The sequence below is a fragment of the Streptomyces sp. NBC_01261 genome (genome assembly GCF_036226385.1).
Lineage (GTDB): Bacteria > Actinomycetota > Actinomycetes > Streptomycetales > Streptomycetaceae > Streptomyces.
Genome location: NZ_CP108463.1, coordinates 8,429,171 through 8,454,327, shown reverse-complemented (window position 1 = coordinate 8,454,327; position 25,157 = coordinate 8,429,171). Strand labels below are relative to the sequence as shown.

19 protein-coding genes and 2 pseudogenes are annotated in these 25,157 nt (G+C 71.5%); 6 read left to right on the top strand and 15 right to left on the bottom strand.

What is annotated here, in order from left to right:
• Nucleotides 1-177: 177 nt before the first annotated feature.
• From OG226_RS37750 to OG226_RS37710, 9 genes and pseudogenes are all read right to left on the bottom strand, one after another.
• Nucleotides 178-930, bottom strand: a pseudogene (locus OG226_RS37750) (DUF1684 domain-containing protein).
• Nucleotides 931-942: 12 nt separating this feature from the next.
• Nucleotides 943-2,247, bottom strand: coding sequence for an NtaA/DmoA family FMN-dependent monooxygenase (locus OG226_RS37745; protein ID WP_329351368.1), 1,305 nt, complete (start codon nt 2,245-2,247; stop codon nt 943-945).
• Complete coding sequence (locus OG226_RS37740) at nt 2,244-3,320, bottom strand: LLM class flavin-dependent oxidoreductase (RefSeq protein ID WP_329351367.1); 1,077 nt, start codon at nt 3,318-3,320, stop codon at nt 2,244-2,246. The genes OG226_RS37745 and OG226_RS37740 overlap by 4 nt, the downstream gene beginning before the upstream one ends.
• A gap of 69 nt (nt 3,321-3,389) precedes the next feature.
• A complete protein-coding gene (locus tag OG226_RS37735; protein ID WP_329351365.1) occupies nt 3,390-5,183 on the bottom strand; it encodes an FAD/NAD(P)-binding protein in 1,794 nt (597 codons plus the stop codon).
• Between the two features lie 464 nt (nt 5,184-5,647).
• Nucleotides 5,648-6,250, bottom strand: coding sequence for a GTP-binding protein (locus tag OG226_RS37730; RefSeq protein WP_328684251.1), 603 nt, complete (start codon nt 6,248-6,250; stop codon nt 5,648-5,650).
• Nucleotides 6,234-6,590 carry a DUF742 domain-containing protein gene (locus tag OG226_RS37725; RefSeq protein WP_328684250.1) on the bottom strand — a complete coding sequence of 119 codons (357 nt, stop codon included), beginning with the start codon at nt 6,588-6,590 and terminating at the stop codon, nt 6,234-6,236. The genes OG226_RS37730 and OG226_RS37725 overlap by 17 nt, the downstream gene beginning before the upstream one ends.
• Nucleotides 6,587-7,015 carry a roadblock/LC7 domain-containing protein gene (locus OG226_RS37720; RefSeq protein ID WP_328684249.1) on the bottom strand — a complete coding sequence of 143 codons (429 nt, stop codon included), beginning with the start codon at nt 7,013-7,015 and terminating at the stop codon, nt 6,587-6,589. Before OG226_RS37720 ends, OG226_RS37725 begins: the two co-directional genes overlap by 4 nt.
• Complete coding sequence (locus OG226_RS37715) at nt 7,012-9,276, bottom strand: sensor histidine kinase (protein ID WP_329351363.1); 2,265 nt, start codon at nt 9,274-9,276, stop codon at nt 7,012-7,014. Before OG226_RS37715 ends, OG226_RS37720 begins: the two co-directional genes overlap by 4 nt.
• Before the next feature lie 251 nt (nt 9,277-9,527).
• Entirely contained in the window at nt 9,528-10,745 is a 1,218-nt protein-coding gene (locus tag OG226_RS37710) for a DUF5685 family protein (RefSeq protein ID WP_329353636.1), read from the bottom strand.
• A gap of 333 nt (nt 10,746-11,078) precedes the next feature.
• On the opposite strand from OG226_RS37710, the gene OG226_RS37705 reads away from it, so the two are divergent.
• A complete protein-coding gene (locus OG226_RS37705) occupies nt 11,079-11,519 on the top strand; it encodes a cell division protein SepF (RefSeq protein ID WP_019059292.1) in 441 nt (146 codons plus the stop codon).
• Nucleotides 11,520-11,576: 57 nt separating this feature from the next.
• Here the strand turns inward: OG226_RS37705 and OG226_RS37700 are convergent, their stop codons facing one another.
• Together OG226_RS37700 and OG226_RS37695 are read right to left on the bottom strand one after the other, a co-directional pair.
• Nucleotides 11,577-12,767: an acyl-CoA dehydrogenase family protein gene (locus OG226_RS37700; protein WP_329351362.1), complete on the bottom strand. Its 1,191-nt coding sequence runs from the start codon at nt 12,765-12,767 to the stop codon at nt 11,577-11,579.
• A 231-nt stretch (nt 12,768-12,998) separates the two neighbouring features.
• Complete coding sequence (locus OG226_RS37695) at nt 12,999-14,600, bottom strand: MFS transporter (RefSeq protein ID WP_329351360.1); 1,602 nt, start codon at nt 14,598-14,600, stop codon at nt 12,999-13,001.
• A 261-nt stretch (nt 14,601-14,861) separates the two neighbouring features.
• Here OG226_RS37695 and OG226_RS37690 point away from each other — a divergent pair, with 261 nt between their 5' ends.
• Both OG226_RS37690 and OG226_RS37685 read left to right on the top strand, forming a co-directional pair.
• On the top strand, nt 14,862-16,109 hold the full coding sequence (locus tag OG226_RS37690; protein ID WP_329351358.1) for a hypothetical protein: 1,248 nt from the start codon (nt 14,862-14,864) through the stop codon (nt 16,107-16,109).
• Between the two features lie 259 nt (nt 16,110-16,368).
• On the top strand, nt 16,369-17,412 hold the full coding sequence (locus tag OG226_RS37685) for a phosphatase PAP2 family protein (RefSeq protein WP_328684244.1): 1,044 nt from the start codon (nt 16,369-16,371) through the stop codon (nt 17,410-17,412).
• Nucleotides 17,413-17,513: 101 nt separating this feature from the next.
• On the opposite strand, the gene OG226_RS37680 is transcribed toward OG226_RS37685, so the two are convergent.
• The 4 genes and pseudogenes from OG226_RS37680 to OG226_RS37665 form a co-directional block, all read right to left on the bottom strand.
• Nucleotides 17,514-17,729, bottom strand: coding sequence for an I78 family peptidase inhibitor (locus OG226_RS37680; protein ID WP_266767229.1), 216 nt, complete (start codon nt 17,727-17,729; stop codon nt 17,514-17,516).
• 304 nt (nt 17,730-18,033) lie between these two features.
• Nucleotides 18,034-18,993 (bottom strand): annotated as a pseudogene (locus tag OG226_RS37675) (helix-turn-helix transcriptional regulator); the annotation flags it as partial.
• A gap of 14 nt (nt 18,994-19,007) precedes the next feature.
• A complete protein-coding gene (locus OG226_RS37670; protein ID WP_329351356.1) occupies nt 19,008-20,318 on the bottom strand; it encodes an ABC transporter substrate-binding protein in 1,311 nt (436 codons plus the stop codon).
• The gene (locus OG226_RS37665; protein ID WP_329351354.1) at nt 20,287-20,841 is read right to left on the bottom strand and encodes a hypothetical protein; all 555 of its coding nucleotides are present in this window, start codon (nt 20,839-20,841) and stop codon (nt 20,287-20,289) included. Before OG226_RS37665 ends, OG226_RS37670 begins: the two co-directional genes overlap by 32 nt.
• Nucleotides 20,842-20,963: 122 nt before the next feature.
• On the opposite strand from OG226_RS37665, the gene OG226_RS37660 reads away from it, so the two are divergent.
• Genes OG226_RS37660 through OG226_RS37650 form a run of 3 tightly spaced genes read left to right on the top strand, consistent with a single transcriptional unit; the run spans nt 20,964 to nt 25,109 of the window.
• Complete coding sequence (locus OG226_RS37660) at nt 20,964-21,440, top strand: hypothetical protein (protein ID WP_329351353.1); 477 nt, start codon at nt 20,964-20,966, stop codon at nt 21,438-21,440.
• Nucleotides 21,441-21,447: 7 nt separating this feature from the next.
• A complete protein-coding gene (locus tag OG226_RS37655; RefSeq protein ID WP_329351351.1) occupies nt 21,448-24,477 on the top strand; it encodes an ABC transporter permease subunit in 3,030 nt (1,009 codons plus the stop codon).
• The gene (locus OG226_RS37650) at nt 24,474-25,109 is read left to right on the top strand and encodes an ATP-binding cassette domain-containing protein (protein ID WP_329351349.1); all 636 of its coding nucleotides are present in this window, start codon (nt 24,474-24,476) and stop codon (nt 25,107-25,109) included. Before OG226_RS37655 ends, OG226_RS37650 begins: the two co-directional genes overlap by 4 nt.
• Nucleotides 25,110-25,157 lie beyond the last annotated feature (48 nt).

Sequence of the window (25,157 nt, the reverse complement as noted above, 5' to 3'; positions counted from 1 at the left end):
GGGTCGGGCGTCCGGTTTCCGAACACGCCGTGCCCCTGACAAGCGCTGTGGGGGAGTATTCGGCCGCCCGACCGATGGGCGCAAGGGCGCCTTTCGGCCGTACGACCTTCAACTGGCCCACGATCTACGCGAGTTGATCACCCTGACGCGGTGGGCCGAAACCCGGCCCACCGCAGGTCAACGCACCGGCTGCCGAAGGGTGCGCTCCCCCGCCTCGATCGCGAGGCCCAGCGTATTCCCGGGCGGCGGGAAAGGGCAGATGAAATGTTCGGCGAACGCGCACGGCGGGAGCACGGCCCGGTTGAGGTCGACCGTCGTGCGCCCCTTCGCGTCGGGCGCCGCCGGGTACAGGAACCGGAACCGGTAACTGCCCTCCCCGCTCGTGGAGTCGGCGAACACCGCCCACGACGTCCCGTCGGCCTGCACCGCCACCCGCAAGGTCATGTCCAACCCGTCGAGCCGGAAGGCGAGTTCACCCGCGAGCCCGAGCCCGCGTTCGACACCGTCCGCCGTGTCGACGCGCACGGTGCGCCGCTCGTCGTACGGCGTGAAGCGTCCCGGCACCGACCAGCGCGGCCGGTACGGCGTGACCTCGACGCCCCGGAACGCGCGCCGCGCGGCCGAGTCGGGGTCGTAGTCGCGCACGCCCCAGCCGCCCTCGCGGACCAGGACGACCAGGCTGCGCTCGCCGAGACCGACGCGGGCCGCGCTCACCGGGCCGGTGTCCGCGCCGAGGCGGACCGAGCCGGTGAAGGGTTCCCCGTCGAGGGTCGGTCCCGTCCGTTCGTCCGCCGGCACGGTGAGAGTGACCGCGTCACCGTCGAGGACCCATACGCCGGGGATATCCGGAAGGTGACCGTCCGGTTAGTCCTCCGGCCAGTGCGTGCCGGTGAGGGCAAGGGGGCCGTAGGGAGCAGACACGGTCCCCATCCGCCGCTCGTGTCACCCCTCCCCGGCCGGGTCGGGGAGCCCGAGATGTGAGCGCAGGGTCGTGCCCCGGTATTCCGTACGGAACACGCCACGTTCCTGGAGCAGCGGCACCACCCGGTCCACGAACTCGTCGAGGCCGCCGGGGGTGAGATGCGGGACGAGGATGAAGCCGTCGGCCGCGTCCTGTCGTACGAAGGTCTCCAGCTCGGCGGCGACCGCCTCCGGGGTGCCGATGAAGGACTGCCGGCCGCTCGCCTCGATCACGGTCTGCCGGATGGACAGCCCCTTCTCGCGGGACAGCGCCCGCCACTTCTCGGCCATCGCGACGGTGTCGCCGCGCCGGGTCCGCCCCTGGGTGATCGACGATTCCGGCACCGGGTCGGTGTCGGGGAACGGGCCGTCGGGGTCGTAGGCGGAGAGGTCCGTGCCCCAGATCTGTTCCAGGGCGAGGAGCGCGTTCTGCGGGGAGACCTGCTGCCGCCGGATCTCGGCGGCCCGCTCCTGTGCCTCGGCCGCCGTGTCGCCGAGGACGACGGAGACACCGGGCATGATCTTGAGATCGTCCGCGCCACGGCCGTACTTGGCGAGGCGCCCCTTCACGTCGGCGTAGAAGGCGCGGCCGTCCTCCAGCGTGCCGTGCCGGGTGAAGACGACGTCGGCGGTCCGCGCCGCGAACTCCCGGCCCTCCCCCGAGTCCCCGGCCTGGATGACGACCGGGTGCCCCTGGGGTGAGCGCGGAACGGTGAACTCGCCCGCGATGTCGAAGTGTCGGCCCCGGTGGGCGAAGGGGCGGGAGAGTCCGTCGGCGGTCCAGGAGTCCCACAACTCCCTTGTCACGGCGACGAATTCGGCCGCCCGGGTGTAGCGGTCCGCGCGGTCGAGGTATCCCCCGCGCCGGAAGTTCTCGCCGGTGAAGGCGTCGGAGGAGGTCACCACGTTCCAGGCGGCCCGGCCCGCGCTGAGGTGGTCCAACGTGGCGAGTCTGCGGGCGAGTTCGTACGGTTCGTTGAAGGTCGCGTTGACCGTGGCGGCCAGCCCGATGCGTGAGGTGACGGCGGCGAGCGCGTTGAGGACCGTGAGGGACTCCGGACGTCCGACGACGTCCAAGTCGTGGATAAGGCCCTTGTGTTCGCGCAGTCGCAGCCCCTCGGCGAGGAAGAAGAAGTCGAAGAGGCCACGCTCGGCGGTGCGGGCGAGCTGCTCGAACGAGGAGAACCCGATCTGGGACTTCGACCGCGGGTCGGCCCACACGGTGGTGCTGTTGACGCCCGGGAAGTGCGCGGCCAGATGGATCTTCTTGCGCGCCCGTACGGTCATGACGCTCCCCCGGTCACCGCGTACCGGTTGGCGGGCCGGGCCAGACCCAGGTGCTCCCTGAGCGTGCTGCCCGGGTAGAACGTGCGGAACAGGCCCCGGTGTTGGAGCAGCGCGACCGTGCCGTTGACCAGCCGCTCCAGGTCACGGCGGGGTTCGACGGGGGTGAGGTGGAAGCCGTCGACGGTACGGTCGCCGTGCCAGCCGGCGATCAGCTCCGCGAGGTCGACCGGGCCGCCCCGGTACAGCGGGCCGTGCGCGGTCTGCCGGGGGCCGCCCCCGCCGTGGCCCGGTTCGGCCGCGTGCTCGCCGTCGCCGAGATCCACGACGAGGCTCGCCAGGACCCGCAGGGTGTCGGGATCGCGGCCGAACTTCTCGGCGGAGTCCCGCAGTTCGGCCCGTACGGACCCGGCCTGCGCGGAACTCGCCGCGCGGACGAGCGCCACATCGGCGTACCGGGCGGCCGTCCGCCGGGCCTGGCCCTCGGTGGCGTCGACCACACGGACCGGGTGGCCCTGCGGCGGTCTGGGCACGATCGAGGGGCCCTTGACCGAGAACTCCGAGCCCTCGAAGTCGACGTGATGCAGCCTGTCGCGGTCGACGAAACGGCCGGTGGCCGTGTCCCGTATCTCGGCGTCGTCCTCCCAGCTGTCCCACAACCGGGCGGCCACCTCGGCGACTTCACCGGCCTCCGCCCACAACGCGTCGGCGGGCGCGGCGTGCCGGCGGCCGAAGAGGCGGGCCTCGCCCTCGGTGGTCGACACGTCGAGCCGCCAGCCGGCCCGGCCACGGCTGACCCAGTCGAGGGTCGCGACCGCGGCCTGCACGTGGAAGGGCTCGGTGTGCGTGACGGTCACGGTCGGCACCAGGCCGATCCGGTTGGTCGCCGGGGCGACGCGGGACAGGACGGCGAGGGCGTCGGGTCCGGGCCGCGCGAAGGTGTCGTCGAGCGTCACGAAGTCGAGGCCGCCGCTCTCGGCGAGCCGCGCCAACTCGACGTAGGAGTCGGCGTCGTAGGCCGACCGCTGGTCGACGGCGGCGGCCAGATGCAGGCCCCGGCCGTGCGAGGAGGTCATGGGAGGGAAGCCTTCCTGTCGTTCGGGAGCGCCTCGGAGAGGGCCAAGTCCTCGGTGGAGCCCGGGACTTCACCGACAAGCGCGGGGCGGTACGGAGGCCCGACACGCGAGGTCCCGCAGGAACGCGAGCATGGTCCGCGCGGTGGCGTCGTTCTGCCGGAAGGCGGGGCCGCCGGTGCGCGGCCGGGTGAAGGCGCCGGGGGTCCGTACGTCGGTGTAGGGCCCGAGCGCGAACCGCCGGGGATGCGGCTGCCCGTCCCGGCCGAGGATCCGCCCGTCGGTGCGGTCCACCCGCAGCAGCCCTTCGGGACTCTCCACCACGGCCCCGTCGGCGTGCAGTTCACGCAGCAGCGGATCGACGGACCGCCCGACCGTGGGCTCCGGCAACCGCGCCTCCACCAGTGCCCGCGCCTCGATCGTCACCCCCGGCACGGTCGCGCTGGACGCCCGGAACACCCCGCCCTGGGCGGCCACGGCCATGTCCGCGCCGACGAACCGCACGACGCCGGCCCGGGACAGCGCGAGGAGTTGGCGCAGCCGGGGTCCGGGCGGCCCGGAGGCGAGATAGCTGAAGAAGCCGTGCCACCAGGGCCCGACGTCCCCGAGCCGGATCAACTGCCCGTAGACGGAGAGCAGTCCGAGGAAGACCGCCAAGTCGGGACTGTTGGACGGATCGTGACGGCGGGTCAGATCACCGTCCACGTAGGCCCGTAGCCCCTCCTGGAACTCCTCGTGCGACGCGTACCGCACCCCGTCCAGCGGATGGTCGAGTGCCGCGAGGTCGAGCCGGTCGGCGGGGTCGGGCACCGCGGACGCGACGAGGGCCTCGCGGTCCGCCGCCTCCCCGGCCGCGTACTTCTCCTCGAAGTCGGTCCAGGCGATGCTCGTCCGCTCGGGGTACACACCGAACAGCCGGTGGTAGTGCGCGAACCCCAACTCCTTCTCGATCAGCGGCCATACGTCCCGCCGGAAGTCGAAGCCCCCCGGCAGCGCGAGTATCGCGTCGACCTCGGCGGGCCCGAAGAACCGTGGCAGCGGCGGCCGTTCACCGCTCCACTCGTAACCGATCTTCGAGTGGTACGGCACTCCGCGCCGCGACCCGACGTACAGCACCGGCTCCTGCCCCGAGGGGACGTAGGTGTCGCCGTCGTAGCGTCCGCCCCTCCCCTCCGTGAGCAGCACCATCAGGTCGACGAAGGCGAGGCCGAAGCCGCGGACGAGGACGGGTTCGCCGGGGGCGAGGGCGGACAGGTCGCTGTCTGCGGTGAAGTCCGGCGGCAGGTGGATGAGGTCGTGGGCGCGGGCGTACGCCGCCAACTCCCGCTGGTCCTGGTCGAGTTCGGCGTCCAGGTGGCCGAGGGCGAGGACGACGAGGTCGGCGACGAGCGGGTCCGGGCTGCCCTCCAGCCAGACCTGCTGGCGTCCGTCGCGCGGGCCGCTGATCCTGAGGGCCCGTCGCGGATGGTGGTGGACGGTGCTGCCCGGCGGCAGCGCGGCCACGGACTGCTCGTGCACCCAGCGCAGGTAGGAGCCCTGGAGCTGCCGGTCGGCGAAGGTGCTGCCCTCGATGGCGGCCCATTCATGCAGCGTGGGGCCGGGGCGTACCGGACCGTCCATGACCACCGTCTCGTCGGTGAACATGGTGACGTCCTCGGCGTGCGAGTTCATCCACAGCAGCGGCGACTGGGCCGCGCGCCAGATGCGTCCGGCGCCCGGCGGATGGGGGTCGACGAGGTGGATGTCGAGGCCTTCGGCACCCTCGGCGCCCGAACTGGCGTACAGCTCGGACGCGTTGGCGGCGATGCGCTCGATGAGGCCGGTCCCCCGCGGCCCGGCCCCGACGATCACAAGGGTGGGCTTCATCGGGTGCGCTCCGGCCGGTCCGGTGCGGCGGGGATTCTGGCGAGGGTGGCGGAAGGCATGCGAGGACTCCGTGACGCGTAGGTCGAACGCGGGTGGTGCCTTCACACGGGCGCCTCGCGGCGCGATACGGCCGAGCCCCTCAGCAGGGCCGTCCACCGAGGGTACGGCGCCGTTTCCCCCTGCTGTCAAGGTTGTCCATACTGTGGGCGCTACGTCTCAAGTCGGTTGACGCCCAACCGGATGCCTGTTCCACTTACCCCATGCATCCACAGCAGTGGCTGGTCAGGCGCTCCCACATCGACTTCGGTCGCGTGTGGTCCTCTTCCTGTTGAGCTGACCCACTGCACGCCCTGATCCCCGGATTCTCCGCCTGATCGGGCGCTTCTCACACTCTCCCCCGCTGCTCCCGCCCCGCCTTCACACGCGTACCCCTCCCCTCGTGGTTCTCTTCCTGTCTTTCTCCTCTACCGCGTCAGCGCCGCCGCCGTACGTCGTCGTGGTGCCGCCCGGACCCCGATCACCCGGTCCATCAGCGCCCCCAGCACGTCCCGTACGGAATCGCGGTCCCGCGCGTCGCACTCCAGCACCGGCACCTCCGCGCTCAGCCCGAGCGCCTCCCGCACCTCGTCCACGTCGAACCGATCCGCCCCGTCGAACCGGTTCACCGCGAGGACGAACGGCGCGCCCTGCGACTCGAAGTAGTCGACGGCCGGGAAGCACTCCTCGATCCGCCGGGTGTCCACGAGGACCACCGTGCCGAGCGCGCCCTCCACCAGGTCGTCCCAGAGGAAGGAGAACCGGTCCTGCCCGGGCGTCCCGAACAGATACAGCGCGATCGTCGGGTCGAGCGTGATCCGCCCGAAGTCGAGGGCGACGGTGGTGGTGGTCTTCGCCTCGACGCCCACCAACGAGTCGACGCCTACGGAGACTTCGGTGATCGCCGCCTCCGTGTCGAGGGGTTCGATCTCCGAAATGGCCCCGATGAACGTGGTCTTGCCGACCCCGAGGCCGCCGCTGACCACGATCTTCACGGCCAGCGGCACGATCTTGTCAGAGCGCCCGGACATGGTCCCTGATCCTTTCGAGCATCGGGAGCGGCAGCTCCGCGGGTTGCCGGCAGGCGAGTTGCCCGGCGACGACGAGGTCGGAGATGAGCACCTTGGCCACTCCGAGGGGTACGCCGACCCGGTGCGCCACCTCGGCGACGGTCGTCGGCTGTTCGCACACCGCGACGATGTGGCGCCGCTCGAAGGCGAGCGACGGATCCGGCACGCCGACGGCGACGACCAGCGTCTCCAGCCGCAGACCGGCCTGGAGAGGCTCGGACCGGCCGCCGGTGATGATGAACGGCCGGACGAACGTCGCGTCCTCGTCAGGTTCTACGTCCCTGGAGTGTTCACCGTTCACCGCGGCAACGCCTGCCGCAGATCGGCGATGAGCGTCGGGGTGAGCAGATCACCCGCCCGTTCCGCGAGCACCGCCATCTCGTAGCCGACGAGGCCCAGTTCACCGCTGCTGTCGGCGAGGACACCGAGACAGCTGCCGTCCTGGATCGCCGAGACGAGCAGGAAGCCCCGGCCCATCTCGATCATGATGAGCTTGACCCCGTCGAAGCTGTACCGCTTGGACGCGCTGCGCGCCAGGCTGCTCAACCCCGAGACGATCGCGGCGAGATGGTCGGCCTCGGTGCGGCCGAGCCCGTCCGACACGGCGATCAGCAGCCCGTCGGAGGAGACGGCGACCGCGTCGCGTACGCCGTCGGTGCTCTTGACGAAGTTGGCGAGCAGCCAGTTGAAGGTCCGCGAGTCGTGCGGGGTGTCGACGGTGGTCACTTGGCGGCACCCTCGTTCGTCTCGGCGTTCTTCCCGGCGGTCTTCTCCACGCTGTTCCGCTGCTTCTCCTTCTCGACGCTGATGCCGCCCCGCATGTGGGCGCTGCGCAGGGTGGAGAGCATCCCGGAGACCTGCTCGGGGGTCCGTTCCGGGTTGGGCGGTGTGGTGGGTGCGGGCCTGCCGGTCCGGTCGGTCTCGCTCACCGCCGCCGCGATACCGCTGCGCTGCGGCCGCTTGACCAGGCCGTTCCGGGTGCGCGCGGCGGACGAACCGCCCTTGGCGGCAACCGGGGCGACCACCGCTTCGGGCTCCGGGCTCTCCATCTTCTCCGCCTCCGCCTTCCTCGGGGCGGGCACCGCCGGCCCCTCCTCGACCCCCTTCTCCGTCAACAGCCCCGCGGGGATCAGCACCCGGGCGACCACACCGGCCGCCGGTGCCTCGCCGAGCCGTACCTCGATGCCGCACTTGCGGGCGAGGGCGCCGACCACGAAGTGGCCCAGGAACCGGGTGGGTTCGGCCATGAAGCTGGCGGTGCCGGACAGTCGTACGTTGGCCTCGGCGAGGGCCTGGTTGTCCATGCCGAAGCCGTGGTCGACGATCGCGACCAGATAGCCGGCGCTGGTGCGCCGCCCCTCGATCTCCACATCGGAGTCCGGCGGCGAGAAGCTCAGCGCGTTCTCCACCAACTCGGCGAGCAGGTGGGCGATTTCGACCACGACGGAGCCGGTGACGAACGCGGGCTCGATCCGGCGCAGGGTGACCCGGCGGTACTCCTCGACCTCGGACAGCGCGGCGCGCAGCACGTCGTTGACGGCCAGCGGCGTGGACCAGGGGCGGGGGCTGGACTCTCCGGCGAGCACCAGGAGGCTTTCGGCGTTGCGGCGCATACGGGTGGCCAGGTGGTCGAGTTCGAAGAGGTTGGAGAGGGTCGCGGGGTCTGCGTCCTCGTGCTCCAGCTTGTTGATGAAGCTGATCTGACGGCGCACCAGGTTCTGGTTGCGACGCCCCAGGCTCACCAGCGAGTCGGTGGCGTTGCGCCGCAACACGGCCTGCTCGGTGGCGAGTTCGAAGGCGGACCGCTGCACCCGGTCGAACGCGTCGGCCACCTCCCGCACTTCGGCCCCCGCCTTGTCGGCGACGGCCAGCGGAGCCGGCGGCTTCGGCGCCGCCCCGGACGACCCGTCCTGCACGGCGGCCACGGCCTGCGGCAGCCGGCTGCCGGCCACCTCCCGTGCCTGCCGGGCGAGTTCGACGAGCGGCGTGGAGACGGACCGCACGCAGTCGAGGGCCAGCGCGCCGAGCGCGACGACCGTGGCGAGGGCGAGCAACAGGAACAGCAGCAGGTCACGCTGGGCCGAACTCTCCAACTGGGCGGCGCGGTTCTCGACATCGGTGCCGAGGGCGATCTGGACGTTCCGCATCCCGTTGATGGTGGAGGTCATCGAGTCCCACCAGGCCATGGGCGGGATCGCGCTCGCCTTCAGCTTCCCCGTGCCGTGCACCGCCTTGCTCTCGTACGCCAGCGTGCGCTCGGCGTCGGGCGTGGTCAGGGCGGTGTTCAGGCGCCGTTCCTGCACGGCGGTGGCCGACCGGGGGAAGGCGTCGAGGGCGGCGAGGCGTCCGGCGCGGATCTCCATGAACCGGCTGTAGTCGTCGCCGCGGAATTTCCCGGCGCGTACCGAGCCGAGCACGATGGCGCGCTCCTCACCGGTGAACTCCTTTGCGTTGCCGAGGACTTGGAGCGCCTGGTAGGCGTCGCGAAGGTTGCCGTCGTGGACGTCTTCGAGACCGAGGTCGAGCCGGTCGAGGACGGTGATCGTGGTGGTGAAGTAGTCGAAGGTCGCCTTCACCACGCCGGTGCCGTCGTCGGCGTCCTTGCGGATGCCGGTGAGGCCGTCGAGCCGGCCGAGGGACTCGCGCACGGAACCCGCGGCGGAGTCCTCACGCCCCTTCAGGGCCACGCCCAACCGCTCGCGCGCGGCGTCGGTCGCCTTGCGCTGCGCGGGCAGCTTGGCGCTGAACTGCCGGACGCCGCCGACGTATCCGGTGGTGAGTCCGCGCTCCTTCTGCAGTTCGTGGACGAGTCCTTGGAGGGTGATTTCCAGGCGGGCGTTGTCGGCGGTCGCGGAGGCGTTGCGATAGGCGGAGATCTGGTCGGCGGCCGCGATACCGAGCAGGGCGAGCAGGACCGCGAGGGCGAGGATCAGAATCCTCAGCAGCCTGGCGCGGATGCTGGTGGTCGCTTTTGTTGTGACGTCCACTGAAGTGCCTTAAGTGGGTGGCGAGTTGATCGGGTTCGATCAGGCTCGATCGGGGATCGAACCTGGGGCAGAAATGGTTCTGCTCCCGCCCAACGACACACACGGCACGCCGGTCACCGGATCATGTTTTTGTTTTACCGCGCCGAAACAGGGACGGTCCGACCTCGCAGGTCGGTCATGATCGCCAAGTGCCGCGTATACAACGGCGGTGACGACCCGTCACGGTCAACAGATCGCGACACCTGGCATATTCAGCAGTCGCAGCACGACAGACATTCACAACATTCGCAGCATTCGCACGCGTCGCAGCACGAGCAATCACAGCTGGAGCGGCATCCCTCGCGCCGCCGCCCGGACCACGGCCCCTCGAACTCGTCCGCGCAGCACACCTTGCAGGTGCAGCACAGCCCGATGGCCACGGCGCACCCGGCCCAGAACCCGCGCCTGTCGGGCCGCGGCGGCTCACCGCCGTAGGGATTGCCGTCGTGCCGCGGATCGCCCGGCAGGTACGGAGTCCGCGGCGGCCCGAAGGCACCCTGCGGCTCCGCCACGTGCCCGTACCCGGCCCCGTGCCCGCACGACTGGGTGCCGAAGGCCCGGTCCACCGAGCGCCCCAGTTCGTGCGCGAGCAGCAGATGCGCCAGCTTGCCGTCGGTGCTGTGCCTTTCTGGGGAGACCCCAGACCCCCAGACCGTCTCCCGCAGCGCGAGCCGTATCCCGTGCAGCGCGTCGTCGGCGAGCCGGCGGGCCTCGGTGAGCGGGGTGCCGGTCGCCGTGAGGGGGTTCCAGGCGCCCGACGCGGCGTCGGTCTCCTTGTCCTCCACGGCGTCCAGGAGATGTGCGAGCCGGCCGAAGAGGCGTCCGGCCTCGGCGAGCGGTGCGGCGTTGCCGGGCCGTCCGGCCAGGATCGCGGTGTGCGCGAAGGCGGCCGCGGTGGCGGTCTCGGTCGGTTCGGTGACGGTCAGGATCGGCGTCCCGGGACCGGCCAGGGACTCGATGCCGAACTGCCTCTCCACGGCGTCGACGAGCACGGCGGCGTCGAATCCGACCGCGGACCCCGTCCGCGCCCCGGCCCGCCCCCAGCTCCCCGCGACCCGCCGCGCGGCCAGCGCCACCGGCCCGCGGGCCAGCAACCCGTCCCCGTCGGCGACGTGGTCACGCACCTTGGCGGAGGCCAGCACCAGTGAGACGGCCGCCGCGAGCCGCGCCCCCTCGCCCTGCGCGACGGACGCGGTCCGCATCCCGCGCAACGGGCAGGGCCCGGCCGTACGACGCCATCCGCCGCCCGCGCGATCGGCCTGAGCCTCCGTCAGGACCGAGAGGAGCAGACCGTCGTAGTTCGTGACAATCCTCGCGAACTGCCCGTGATCACCGCGCAGCGCGAGACACAGCCCGCACAAATGCGCCATCCACTGGGCCTTGAGGCTTTCACCGAGCCGGTGACTGCAAGGCCTGACCATTCCGAACACGACAACCCCCCGTGGCGTGAACGACATCTGACTGGGCATCCGGAGATCGATATGGCAACTGACCGGGCGTTGAGCAGCCGCTTCGTATCGACCACCTCGTTCACCCGTACGCACCAACCGTCACCCGGACGCCGGGAAGAATCATATTTCACTCTCAGTCAGCAGCCGTGTCCAGCAACACCCTTGATACACGGGGGCCCTCGACGTATTGGCTGTGCACCAGTAGCGTCACAAACCCCCCGCGCGGCGTCTATCCACTTGGCGCGCGATCCGCATCATGGATGACCATAGGGATGCGGAAAGCAAGTAAGACCGCTGTGAGAGGAGGCGTCCATGGGATCGGTACGCAAGGCGAGTGCTTGGCTTGGACTCGTTGACGACAACGACGACGAGCGCTACTACGACGACGACTACTCCGAAGGGACCGAGCAGCCCGGGGATGCCTGGGTCACGGATCCGCGGGTGAAGGTGGCGGAGGACGTCGCCGAGGTGAAGGGCCGGCGGATCGGCACGGTCACCCCGGACAGCTTCCGTGACGCCCGCGCGATCGGCGAGCTGTTCCGGGAAGGGGTCCCGGTGATCGTGAACCTCACGGCGATGGAGGCGACCGACGCCAAGCGCGTGGTCGACTTCGCGGCCGGCCTCACCTTCGGCCTGCGCGGCACCATCGAGCGGGTCGCGAACCGTGTCTTCCTGCTGACCCCCGCCAACACGGAGATCGTCAGCGGCGACCCCGCCGTGCGCCGTGAGGACGGGTTCTTCAACCAGAGCTGAGGCAGGGCCGCTTACCGGCCCTGCCTCCCGCAGGGTTGAACAGGACTTCGGGTCTTCCTAGCGGAAGGCGTCGAGTCCGGTGAGCGCCTTGCCCAGCACGAGCTGGTGCATCTCGACGGTGCCCTCGTACGTGAGCACCGACTCCAGGTTCGTCGCGTGCCGCATCACCGGGTACTCCAGCGAGATCCCGTTGGCACCGAGGATCGTCCGTGCCGTACGACAGATCTCGATGGCCTCTCGTACGTTGTTCAGCTTGCCGAAGCTGACCTGCTCGGGACGCAGGCGCCCGGCGTCCATGCGCCGCCCCAGGTGATGGGCGAGCAGAATCCCCTTGTGCAGTTCGACCGCCATGTCGGCGAGCTTGGCCTGGGTGAGCTGGAAGCCGCCGATGGGCCGCCCGAACTGCTCCCGCGTCTTCGCGTACGCGACCGCGGACTCGAAGGAAGCGCGCGCCGCGCCCATCGCACCCCACACGATTCCGTAACGGGCGTGCGACAAACAGCCGAGCGGCCCCTTCAGTCCTACGACCTCCGGCAGCACGGCGTCGGTGGGCAACCGGACGTCGTCGAGGACGAGTTCGCTGGTGACGGATGCGCGGAGTGACCACTTGTGCTTGATCTCCGGCGCGGAGAAGCCACCGCTGTCGGTGGGTACGACGAAGCCGCGGATGCCGTCGTCGGTCTGCGCCCATACGACGGCGACGCCGGCCACGGACCCGTTGGTGATCCACATCTTGCGGCCGTTGAGGACCCAGTCGCCACCGTCGCGCTTGGCGTAGGTGCGCATGGCGCCGGGGTCGGAACCGTGGTCGGGTTCGGTGAGCCCGAAGCAGCCGATGACGTCACCGGAGGCCATGCTCGGCAGCCAGGCCTGCTTCTGCTCCTCGCTCCCGAAGCGGTGGATGGCGTACATCGCGAGGGAACCCTGCACCGACACGAGCGATCTGATTCCGGAGTCGGCGGCCTCCAACTCCAGGCAGGCGAGCCCGTATTGGACGGCGGAAGCCCCGGCGCACCCGTACCCGTCGAGCGACATCCCGAGCGCCCCGATGCCACCGAGTTCGCGAGCGAGGTCCCGGATCCCGGGCAACTCCCCCTTCTCGTACCACTCCGCGACGTACGGCAGCACCCGGTCCGCGGCCCACGCCCGGACGGTGTCCCGGATCGCGAGGTCCTCGGGGTCCAGCAGGTCATCGATGCCGAGGGGGTCGGCGGGATCAAAGGGGGGCAACTTCGAGGACACAGTCATGACAGAGCCTCCGGCGCTAAAAACTATCACCGCTAGTTACGACAACGGCCCCGACGTTACGACCCCCGGTGCCACGAGTCCAGCGCACCGCCCCCGCGGGCGACCGCGCCGGGGTCCGCCCCAACCTCAAAGCTCAGGCCCGCAGGCCGCAGCCGGTGAGTGGGCCCCACGACACGGTCACTCTTCCATCGCCCGTGGACGGGTGGTGCGTGGGTGGGAGAACGCCTTTGATCAGGCTGAGATGCGGGACTCTGCTACTTCCCTGGGGGCGGGGACCGCGGCCAGAGTCGCCTCGCAGTGCATGATCCGGGGCAACCGCAGCGCCATCACCGCACCCAGCAGCAGCAACCCCGCGCTGACGAGCAACGTGACGTGCAGGCCGTGGACGAAAGCGTGCCGGGCCGCGTCACGCAGCGCGGCACCCCGCACCCCGCCGAGCCGCCCGGCGACGTCGTACGCCTCGCCCAGCGAATGCCCCGCCGAGGCCGACGCGGACGCCGGTACACCGGGAACGGACGACAACCCGGGCGCGTACGCCGCGTTCATGACGCTGCCGAGGAGCGCGATGCCGATACCCGCGCCGAGTTGGTAGGAGGTCTCGCCCATCGCCGCCGCGCCCCCCGCCTGGGCCGGCGGCGCCTCGCTCAGCATCGACTCGTACGCCCCGAAGAGCGTCATCTCCAGCCCGAACCCGAGCAGCAGAAACCCGAAGAGCAGCAGCCCCGCGTTGTCCCGCTCGCCCATCGCGGTCAGCGTCAGCACCGAGAAAGCGGTCAGGCAGAAGCCGAAGCACACCATCCGGCGCGGCCCGAACCGCCGGAGCATCCGCGCCCCGAACAACCCCGCCGCCATCGCCGCGAACGTCAGCGGCAGCAGCCGTAGACCCGTCTGGAAGGGCGACAGGCCGAGGACCAGTTGCAGGTACTGTGCCGCGATCAGCTCCAGGCCCACCAGCGCCAGCATCGCCAGCACGATGCAGCCGACGGACGTGCTGAACGCGGGCTTGCGGAACATCTTGAGGTCCACCAGCGGATGCGTATGGCGCCGTTGCCGTCGTACGAAGAGAACCAGCAGCACCGCGCCCACGAGCAGCGGGGCCACGGTCCACCCGCTCTCCACCGGCTCCCCGCCACCGAGCCGCTTCACGCCGAAGACGGCGCCGAAGAGACCGCCCGCGGCCATGAGCGCGCCGACGACGTCCCACGGGCCGTTGCGATCACCGCGGGACTCGGGGAGGAGGAGCCTGCCGATCGGGAGGCTGATCAGCATCAGGGGGATGTTGACGAGGAAGACCGAGCCCCACCAGAAGTGCTCCAGCAGGAACCCGCCGAGCAGCGGACCCACCGCCGCGCCGACCGCCGCCACCGCGCTCCACACGCCGATCGCCACCGCCCGCTCACGCCGATCGGGGAAGACCTGGCGGAGGATCGAGAGCGTGGCGGGCATGATCATCGCGCCGCCGACGCCGAGCAGCGCCCGCGCGAGGATCAGGACCTGGGCGTCATGGGCGAGGGCCGCGAGGCCGGAGGCGACGCCGAAGAGGCCGTAGCCGAGAAGGAGGATCCGTCTGCGGCCCACTCTGTCGCCGAGGGTGCCGAAGAGGATGAGGAGCGAGGCGCAGACCAGTGGATAGACGTCGACGATCCAGAGCAGCTCTATCGCGCCGGGTTTGAGGTCCTCGGTGACGGCGGGCACCGCGACATGGAGCACGGTGGCGTCGAGCGCGACGAGCAGCAGGCTGACGCAGAGGACGACGAGGACGACCCAGCGGTTGGCACCGGCCCCGGCCGCCCGACGGCGCAGCGCTGCGGCGGCCGTGGTCGTCCCGGACATGTACTACCTCCCAGATGTTCCCTCGCGTTCGGCGGGGCTCACGGGGTGGGGACTCCCCGTGACTGCGGCCGGAGAGGAGCGGTGTCTCCGACCCGCGCAACGAAGGCGAGTGAGCCGTCAGCGTACGCGAGTTCACGCCAATGCCACGTGGTGGACCTCTCACACTCCCCGGAGAACACGTGTGGCGTACACCACTCACCCTTCTGTGGACCACGCCCCCGCCGGACCTGCCGGTTCGGCGTGCCCTCGATAATCGGGTCCGTGACCGATCTCGCTGCACCTCTGCGCCGGGCGGCCCCGGCCCTTCTCGGGTACGCCGCCGTCCGCACCCTGGGCCTGGTGGTGCTCGCGGTGTGGAGCGCGGCGCGCGGCAAGAGCGCCCACACCTTGCTGACCGCCCGGTGGGACGCCCTCTGGTACACGCGGGTCGCCGACCTCGGTTACGGCTACGAGGTCCGCCTCCCGAACGGCGACGTCCACTCGAACCTCGCCTTCTTCCCGCTGTTGCCCTGGCTGGAAAGGTTCATGCACGCGGTGTCCCCGCTGTCGTACGCCGACGGCGGTCTCGTGGTGAGCCTGCTCGCCTCGCTCGCGGCGGCCTGGGGGATCTTCGCGGTCGTGGAGCATGTCTACGGCCGTCGGAATCAAGAAGGGCGCGAAGCGCGGCCTCGGAAGGGTGGTGGTGGGAGACGGGTGGGCGTGTGTGCCGTGCTGCTGTGGGCCGTACTGCCGGTGGGGATCGTGCAGTCGATGGCGTACAGCGAGTCGCTCTTCACGGCGCTCGCCGCCTGGTCGCTGTACGCCGTGCTGACCGGCCGCTGGGTGACGGCGGGCGCGCTCGCCCTGCTGGCCGGGCTGACGCGGCCCGTGGGGCTCGCGGTGGTCGCGGCGGTGTGGGTCGCGGGCATCACCTCGTTCACCGGGCTCGCCTCGCGGTTCACCGGATTCGCCCCGCGCACGGAGGCCTCGTTCGTGCGGGACCGCAGCACGGCGCCCGCGCCCGGCGTGCGGGTCTGGTCGCGCGCCCTCGGGATGGTGATCGCGCCCCTGGGCGCCGCCGGGTACGTCCTGTGGGTCGGCCACCGCACCGGCAAGGGTCCGCTGGGCTATCTCGACGTGCAGGCGGGCTGGCGCAACGGTTTCGACGGGGGTGCCGCCTTCGCCCGTTTCGTCGGCGAGAAGTTCACGTCGTTCCCCTCGGCGCTGGCCGGGGTGGGGCTGATCGTCGGGGTCGGGCTGGTGCTCTGGCTGTACGTCGTGGGCGTCCGGCAGGGCCAGCCGCTGCCGCTTCTGGTGTACACCGGCGTCGTCACCGCGCTCGCGCTGTGCGCGTCGAGCTACTTCGGCTCGAAACCGCGCCTGCTGATGCCCGCCTTCCCCCTGCTGCTCCCCCTCGCGCTCGCGCTGGCCCGGCTGCGTACGTCCAGGTCAGCGTGGGTGGTGGCCGGTGTCGCGGTGGCGTCGGCCGTGTACGGGGCGTTCTGGCTGAACGGTTCCGGTCCACCATGATCCACCCGTCACGCCCCATGATCCACTCGTCACGCTCCATGAGCGCCCGGCCAATTTCACCCCAGCATTTGGTGAACTAATTCATAAGGGCCTTAAAACTCGGCCCCGGCATGATCAAAGGAATTGCAGGACGGAGCCGTCCTGGATTGCGGAATCCTTGGAAATAAACCTGCGTCTGAGAGCTTTCCCACATCACATCGTCATCACAAAGCCGCTGATTCGACGGGGATCCACACTCACTCGCTGTAACGTCGATTGAGTGCGTACCGAACGAAACCTCACCCGTCTGGACCGGGTGTTCGCGAGGCTGGACCGTGAACCCGAACGGCCGGCCAACATCGATGTGCCGAAGATGAGCCGGCACAGGGTCGTGCTCTTCGTGGCGACCCTGGCCTTCTACCTGGCGATCGTGTGGCTCGTCGTGACCACGTCCTGGCTGGTCCGGTTCGACTGGCAGGTCATGTTCTTCCGGCCGTACCAGCAGTGGGCCGGCATCCACTGGTTCGTCGACTACTACGTGGTCCTGGGCCAGCGCGGCCCGACCGCGGTGATGGTCGCGGCCTGGCTGGGCTGGCGCTCCTGGCGGCAGCACACGCTGCGCCCGCTGCTGACCCTGGGCACCCTGCTGCTGCTGCTGAACATCACGGTCGGCGCGGCCAAGCTCGGCATGGGCCGTCTCGGCCCGCACTACGCCACCGTCATCGGCTCGAACGAGATGGGTCTCGGCGGCGATATATTTCCCAGCGGCCACACCGCCAACGCGGTCGTGACCTGGGGAATCCTGGCGTATCTGGCCTCCACGCCGGCCGCCCGCCGCTGGCTGTCCGCCGCGTCCGCGGTGACCTCGCTCGGCGTCGGTCTCGCCACGGTCTACCTCGGCACGCACTGGCTGAGCGACGTGCTGCTCGGCTGGGCCGCCGGTCTGCTGGTCCTGCTCGCCCTCCCGTGGTGCGAGCCGCTGATCGCCCTGGCCGAGACCCGGATCTTCGACCTGCGCGACCGCTGGCGCGCCCGTCGCGGCGGCACGGCGCCCGCACCGGTGCCCGCCTCCCCGGTCACCGCGCCGGTACTGCTCAAGCCGCGCACCTCCGCCTCGGGCGACGAGGTCCCGGCGGCCCGTGAGACGGTCACCGCGAGCCGTTCGGCCCGACCACCCGCCCATCTCGCCCCGGGCCCGCACACGACCCGCTCGGAGCGCACCCCGGTCACCCCGATCGGCAGCCGCCGCCCGCCGCACCCGGACCGCGTGGCGCGCGGCACCAGCCCGGCCACGGCCACCGCCCGTCCGGCGACGGGCGGCTGACCCCCACCCCCAGACCGCGGGGCCGGTACGCACAACCATCCCCGCGCATCAAGAAGGCCCCCGTTCCGCCCGCGGAACAGGGGCCTTCGTCACATCCGCGCTCAGCCCTTCCAGGCGCGCGCCACCGTGCCGTCCTTGACCTCGAAGTTGAGCCGTCCCACGCGGAACTCCATGGTGATGATCGCCCCCGGCGGCAGCGACCGCACGGTCGGCCAGCCACGCTCCCGCGCGAGCCGCTCAGCCTCTGTCGCGTCGAGACCCACATAGCTGTTCGGACTGTCCTGGGGCTCTGCCGGTGGAGTCGGAATGGATGCCATGCCCGCCACGCTAGCCCCTCTTGCGCTCACTCCGTCCCCCTCCGGTCACACTTCTGTCACAGGATCAGGACGTGTGTTTTGTTCTGCATCCCTCACACGTATGAGCGGTTCCGTACGCCTTCCGCAGGCATTCGAACGTAATTCCCGCATGTCGGTCCGGCTCCCCGAATAGCCCCGCGGAAAGTGCCGCCAGAACCGGCCGGACGCCCCTTTCCATTCCGATTCCGCGCGGTACGGCGGGAGCTGACGCCGCATAAGAGTTTCACCGTTCCGGCGCAGAATCGCCGTGGGCACCCGGGTCGTGCCGGTCCAGCGCGCGGGTCAGCAGGTCCCGGGCCGTCCTGATCCTCTCGGCCAGCTCGACGGGCTCCAGGACCTCGAAGTCGAAGCCCATCATCATCACGTGGACCACCATCAGGTCGAGGTTCGGGGCCCCGGTCCGCAGCAGACAGGCGTCCGGTCCGTCGGCCTCCAGCGTCCCGCCGGACGGTGAGATCCGCTCGGCCGCCTCCTGGAGGGGCACGAGCAGCCGGACGACGGCGTGCGAGGCGTACGCGCGCGTGGAGATCCCTTTCGAGACGTGCGCGGCGAGGTCCTCGGCCGGTGGCTCGCGCGGGGTGAAGCGCGGCCCGTGCGGCGGCCGGGGCGTGACGCGGTCGACGCGGAAGGTGCGCCAGTCCTCGCGGTCCAGGTCCCAGGCGACCAGGTACCAGCGCCGCTCGGTGCACACCAGGCGGTGCGGTTCGACGCTGCGGCGGGTGGGCGTGCCGTCGTGGCTCTCGTAGTCGAAGCGCAGCCGCTCGGCGTCCCGGCACAGCGCGGCCAGCTCGGTCAGCACGGCCGGGTCGACGGCGGACGGCAGCGTGTTGTGCAGCATCGGCACGGTGAACGCGTTGAGGGCGCCCACCCGGCGGCGCAACCGGCTCGGCAGCACCTGTTCGAGCTTGGTGAGGGCGCGTACGGAGGTCTCCCCGATGCCCTCGATGCCCTGCCCGGCGGCGGTGCGCAGCCCGACCGCCACGGCGACCGCCTCGTCGTCGTCCAGCAGCAGCGGCGGCAACTCGGCGCCCGCGCCCAGCTGGTAGCCGCCCCCCGTGCCGGGACTGGCGTTGACGGGATACCCCAGCTCCCGCAGCCGGTCCACGTCCCGGCGCACGGTCCGCGGGGTGACCCCGAGCCGGTCGGCCAGGTCGGCGCCGGACCACTCGCGGTGGGCCTGGAGCAGCGAGAGCAGGCGCAGGAGTCGTGCCGAGGTCTCCAACATGGTCGAAGTCTCCATCAAGGGCGGTACGGCAGTTGTGGCACGTCGAAACAGGTGTTGTTCATGTCCCCTTGCGGGACCCACCCCCTGCCGTCCTGCCAGCGGGCCACGGACAGGCAGGTCCTGCGTGTCCTCGGCGGTTCGGCTAGCCGCTCGAAAGAGACCGGAACCAACAGCCCGTCGGCGGTGTAGCCCTCGCTCCGGTTCATGAACCCGTCGACGCACGCGCGCGTGACGCCCGTTTTCGACTTCGCGCACTCCTTGGCCGCGTCCGTGAACCACATCGCCGCCGCCCACCCTTCCAACTGCCACTGGGAATGCGTCTTCAGCCCCTCGGTCGCGTCCCGGAACTCCCGTACGGCCGCCTGGGAGGTGTCGTCGAAGTCCCGGCTGGACCCGGTCGCCCACAGGGCGTTGCGGCAGCGCGGGGCGTTTTTGTAGTCCTCCGGGACGGTGGATGTCCAGTTCTGTACGTTCGTCACCTTGGCGACGACCTTCGCGCCGACCTCGTCCATCGCCTCGCACAGCTGGGCGTTCCCGTGGGTGTCGATGGCGTCGAAGACCAGGTCGGCGCCCTGCTCCTTCAAGTCGGCCGCCACGGCACGGAAGTTGGGCAGCGCGAAGTCGACCTGCTCGGTGACGACCTTGTACCCCTCGGCCTTCAGACCCTGCTCGACGAGGCGAGCGTAGGCGGCGGACGCGGCCTGGTTGTACGACACGACGGCGGCGGTACGGGCGCCCCGCTCGCGCTTGAAGTACCGGTAGACCTCCGTGCCGCCGTACAGCCGCCCGCCCCAGCCGGGTGTCCCGGCCCGGGGCGCGAGGCTGCCGTAGATGCCGTACAGGTGCGGCCAGGTGTCGTAGGCGGCCCCGATGGGCTGGCCGCCGATGTCGGGCACGCGCGCGTGGGAGACGCGGGAGGCGCCCGCGTAGTCGAGGGCGCTGGTGGCGACCAGGGCGACGACGGCATCCCCATCGGCCCCGTCGATCAGCTGGTGCACGCACGCGTTGTTGCCGACACCGCTGCCGCCGTCGTCGCACAGGCGCACCTCGACCGGGTGCCCGTCGATGCCCCCGCGCGCGTCGAGGCGGTCGAAGTAGGCCTTGGCGCCGTCGCGGGGACCGGTGAACGTGTCGCCGCCGACCGGGCTGGTCGCGCTGGTGATGATGCCGACCCGGATCGGCGTGTCGCTACTGGGTGCGGGCGTACGGGAGTTGCCGTGCTCGAAGTCGCTCTCCGGGAGGCGGCTGCCGCAGGCCGCGCTCCCCAGGAGCAACAGCACCGCGACAGCGGCCTCAGCAGCCCGCCCCGGGCGACTGCGAGGCATCGCCGCTCAACGCCACCAGCGCGCACAGGGTGTTGACGGACACCTTCCAGGTGCCGTCCTGCTCGACGGCCGTCCCGGAGGCGTTCGGCAGGGCGGTGGCGCCGTTCAGGGTGAGGCTGTAGGTCACGGTCGCCCGGGTCGCCGACGTGAACGCGACCTTCTGGACGACCGCTTGGACCTGCCCGCCGCGCTTGTCGCCGCTGAATGCCTTCAGGACCGTGCCCATCTTGTCGCCGTTCTCCAGGACGGCCTGTTTGTCCTGGGTGGAGGCGGCCGGGTCGAAGAACTTCTTCCAGTTGGCCCTGATCCGGGTCGTCGCGGCGGCGGGGTCAGCGGGCGCGGTCGCCGGTGCGCTCGTCGTCCGCTCGACGGGAGGAGTGGGCGGCGGCGCGCTGTCGCCTCCCCCGCTGTCGTCACCGCAGGCCGCCAGGGCCGGGCCGAGCACGAGGACCAGGGTGGCCGCAACCACCGTGCCCCGCACGGGCCTTGTGTTCCTTCGCCTGAGGTCGCTCCCGAGAACCATCTGGCTCACCGCCGGGTGTCGTTCCGGGCCGTGCTCGCCCGGTGTTTTCAGGTCAGGTGTCAGAAGGCATAGTGCAAGCCATTGGCCGGCATGGACAGACACCCGACGTGTGGGGGCCGTAAATGCGGACAGCCCGACTGCGGACCGTGCACCCCGCCCGCTGGGCCGGCTGGGCCGCGCTCGCCGCGGGCGCGGTCCTGTGCGTGCTCGGCTGGTACGGCGTCTCCGGCGAGCGCTACGCGGAACGCCAACTCCCCTACCTGGCCTCCTGCACGATCCCCGGCGCCGCGCTGATCGTCGCCGCCGCGGTCCTGCTCACCCACGGCCGCGGCGCCCTCGCCGCCGCGCGCGTGGAGGAGCTGTACGGCCTTCTCGTGGCCGCCGAAGCGAGCGACGTCGAGGAGTCCGCACAGGCCGCCGCGGCGCCCGTGGCAATCAGCGGGGACCTGCTGATGGTGCCCGGCGGCACCTTGTGGCACCGCGCGGACTGTCCGTTGGTCGCCGGGAAGCCGGAGGCGGTGCCGGTGGACGCGAAGCTGGTGGCGAACGGCGAGTTGAGCCCCTGCCCGATCTGCGAACCCGCCGAAGCCGACGACTGAAGTCCCCATGTCCTCCTTCACCTACGACCTCACCCTCGCCGGCCTCTCCGTCGGCAGCGCCGCCGCGCTCACCGGGATCGGCCTGATCGTGACGTACCGGGCGACCGGCGTCCTCAACTTCGCGCACGGCGCGATCGCGATGGTCTGCGCGTACGTGCTGCGGCAGTGCGTGGTCGGATGGGGCTGGCCGTCGTGGCTGGGCGCGGTGGTGACGCTGCTGTTCCTCGCGCCGGGTATCGGGGTGCTGTCGGAACGGTTCGTCTTCCGACCGCTGTCGGTCCTGGGCGGCGATCCGGCGCGGACACTGGTCGCGTCCATCGGGGTGTTCGTGCTGCTGGTCGGCGGGGCCGCGCTGGTGTGGGGGCAGGGGGCGCGGGACGACGCGCCGGAGCTGGTGTCGGCCGATCCCTGGGGGCAGTTGGCGGTGGTGCTCGTGCTGGCCGCCGGAGTGGGGGCGGTGATCCGCTGGACGCGGTTCGGGCGGGAGCTGCGGGCCGTCGTGGACGACCGCCGACTCGCGGTCCTGGGTGGCGTGGACGCGGACCGGGTGGCCGCGGCGGGCTGGGCGTTCGGTTCCTTCACGGCGGGCCTGACGGGCGTGCTCCTCGCCCCGTACGTGCGCCTGGACCCGTACGGCCTGCCGCTGCTCGTCATGGAGGTGATGGCGGTCGCGGTGGCGGCGCGGATGCGGAGCCTGCCGGTCGCGGTGGTGGTGGCGCTGGGGATCGGGGTCGGGCAGAGCCAGTTGACGAGGTTTCATCTGCCGGGCCGGGGCGGTGATTTGGTGCAGGCGGCGGGCGCGAACCTGTTCGTGGTAGCCCTGTTGGTGGCGGCGCTGATACTGCCGGGTCTCGGCTCTCGGGACGCCCTCCCTCATACGGCGACAGCCCGTATCGCGACGCCTCCGGGTGCCTGGCTCGTGGCCGGGGTGCTGTTTCTCCTCCCCTTGGGTCTCACGGGCTCGGACCTGCACACGTCAGTCCAAGTCCCGGCGCTGGGCGTGGTGTTGCTGTCCCTGGTGGTGGTCACCGGACGCGGCGGTCAGCTCTCGCTGGGGCAGGCGGCGTACGCGGGCCTGGGCGCCCTGTTCACGGCACTGCTGGCGGCGGGCCGCTTCCCGCTCCTCCCCCGCCTGCCCGAACTGGCCGCGCTGGCGGTGGCGGTGCTCCTGGTGGCTCCCCTGGGCCTGTTGACCGGCTGGCCCGCGATCGGCCGCCACGGCCTGTCCCTCGCCCTCGCGACCTTCGCGGTCGGCGTCGGGGTGAGCCGCTTCGTCTTCGCCCAGCCGTACGCCACGTCGGGCCTGTCGCTGGCCCGCCCGTCCGGCTTCGAGGACGACCGCACCTACTACGCCCTCGAACTCACTCTCCTGGCAACCGCGTTGCTGGCCACCCACGCCCTGCGCCGGGGGCGCACGGGCCGTGCCCTCGCCGCCCTGCGCGACCACGAACAGGGCGCGTCCGCGGCGGGCGTCCAGGTCCCGTCCCTGAAACTCCTGGCCTTCGTCGCGGGCGCCGCTCTGGCCGCCCTGGGCGGCGGCATGCTCGCGATGGGCGTACGCGCCTTCGACCCCTCGGCCTACGACCCCGTCCGCAGCCTGCTCTGGTTCGCCGCGGTGATCGTCCTGGGCGCCGACAGCACCCTGGGCGCGCTCGCTGCCGCGGCCCTGCTGGTCGGACTGGACGCGGGTGCGCGCGGCGGGGTGGCGGCGGCGCTGATCGGGGTGTTGGCGGTGTGCGTGGGGCGGTTTCCCGGAGGGCCGTACGAGGCGTTGCGGGTGGCGGCGGGGCGGCTGCGGGCTCGACGGAGGGTGCGGCTCACGGCGTTGGGGGTGGGGGTGCGGAGGAGGTTGCGGGTGGCGGGTGCGCCGATGCTGGCGGGCTCAACGGCAGCCGCACATAAGGGTGTTGCGCGCCGAGCAGAGCGCGACGCCAGGCGAGCGTCCGGGGCGCGGGACCCGCGAGGGCGCACCCCCGGGACAGGACAGCTGGGCGAGCCGAGCACAACGGCGTTGCCCCGCAAAGGCGTTGCGCCCCCAGCGCGGCCCGAAGCCGGGTGGGATCAGGACACCGGACCCCGGCAACAGGGCGGCGCGGACGCAACGGCCGCCGCCCACAAGGGTGTTGCACACCCAGCCGAATCCGCCCCTGGGAAGCCACGCGCCGCCGACCCCGGACGACAGCACGAGGCGGCGGAACTGTCGCACCGGGACGCGGCACCCACCCCGCCCACCACAAACGTGCACCCACCCGAAGATGTGCGGGCTCCCAGCCCCGCTCCGGAATCAACCTCACTCCGCTCCCGGCCCCGCCTCGCCCCGACACGGACACTCCCCACCCCACCCCTCCTCACCGCCCACACCCTCCACGCCCGCTACGGCGGTTTCACCGCGCTCGACGGGGTCGATCTCGTCGTGCGGGCCGGGCAGATCACCGCTGTCGTCGGGCCCAACGGGGCTGGAAAGAGCACCCTGTTCCACTGTCTGGCCGGGACCCTGCGGCCCGCGCGGGGGCACGTTCGACTCGGGGGACGGGACATCACCAGGCTGGCCGCGCATGCACGCACCCGGCTCGGGGTCGCCCGGACCTTTCAACAGCTCGCCGTGTTCCCCTCGTTGACCGTCGCCGAGAACGTGCGCGTGGGTGCCGAGCAGGGCCGGGTCGCCGAACCGGGTGCCGCGGAGCGGGCGTTGCGGCTGTTCGGGCTCGACGGGGACGTACGGTCGCTGCCCGCCGCCGACCTGCCTACCGGGATCCTGCGCCGGGTCGAGTTGGCTCGCGCGTTCGCCGGCGGCCCCCGCGTGCTGCTGCTCGACGAGCCCGCCGCCGGGCTCGACACCGCCGAAGTGGCCGCGCTGACCCTGGTGTTGCGGGCGCTCGCCGCCGAGGGCACCGCGCTGCTCGTCGTGGAGCACGACCTCGATCTGGTCGCCGACCTCGCCGACGTGGTCCATGTGATGGCCGCGGGACGCATCGTCTCCTCCGGCCCGCCCCGTCACGTCCTCGATACGCCGGATGCCCGGGAGAGCCCCGTATGACCATCGCCCTACGCCACGCGCGCGTGCGCTACGGCCCCCTCGAAGCCCTGCACGGCGTCACCCTCGCCGCTCCCGCTCACGGACTCACCGTCCTGCTGGGCCGCAACGGCTCGGGCCGTACAACTGCCCTGCGCGCCCTCGCCGGTACGGTCGCGCTCTCGGGCGGTGCGGTGGTGTGGGACGGCACCGATGTGACCCGTATGCCCGCGTACGAACGAGCGCGCCGGGGGCTGTGTCTCGTACCGGAACGGCAGGCCGTGTTCGGGTCACTCACTGTCCACGAGAACCTCGAACTCGCCGCGCGGGACCATGACTTCGCCCTGGACGCCTACCCCCAGCTGGGACCGCTCCTCCCCCGCCGGGCCGGCACCCTCTCCGGGGGCGAGCAGCGGATGCTGGCGCTCTCCCGGGCCCTGTTGGCACGCGCGCGTGTGGTGCTCGTGGACGAACCGGCGCAGGGCATGTCGCCCGCGGTGGCGGCGCACACGTACGAACTGCTGGGCGGGTTGGACGCGTGCGTGGTCGTGGCCGAACAGCGGTTGCCGCCGGTGCTGCGCGGCCGGGCGTCGATCGTGTACGAACTGCGGCGCGGGACGGTCGTGTTCAGTGGTGAGGCGGCCGAACTGGAGTGACGGGCGCGCCCCCGCCCGGTCGGAGGACCTGACGGGGGCGGCTCGGGA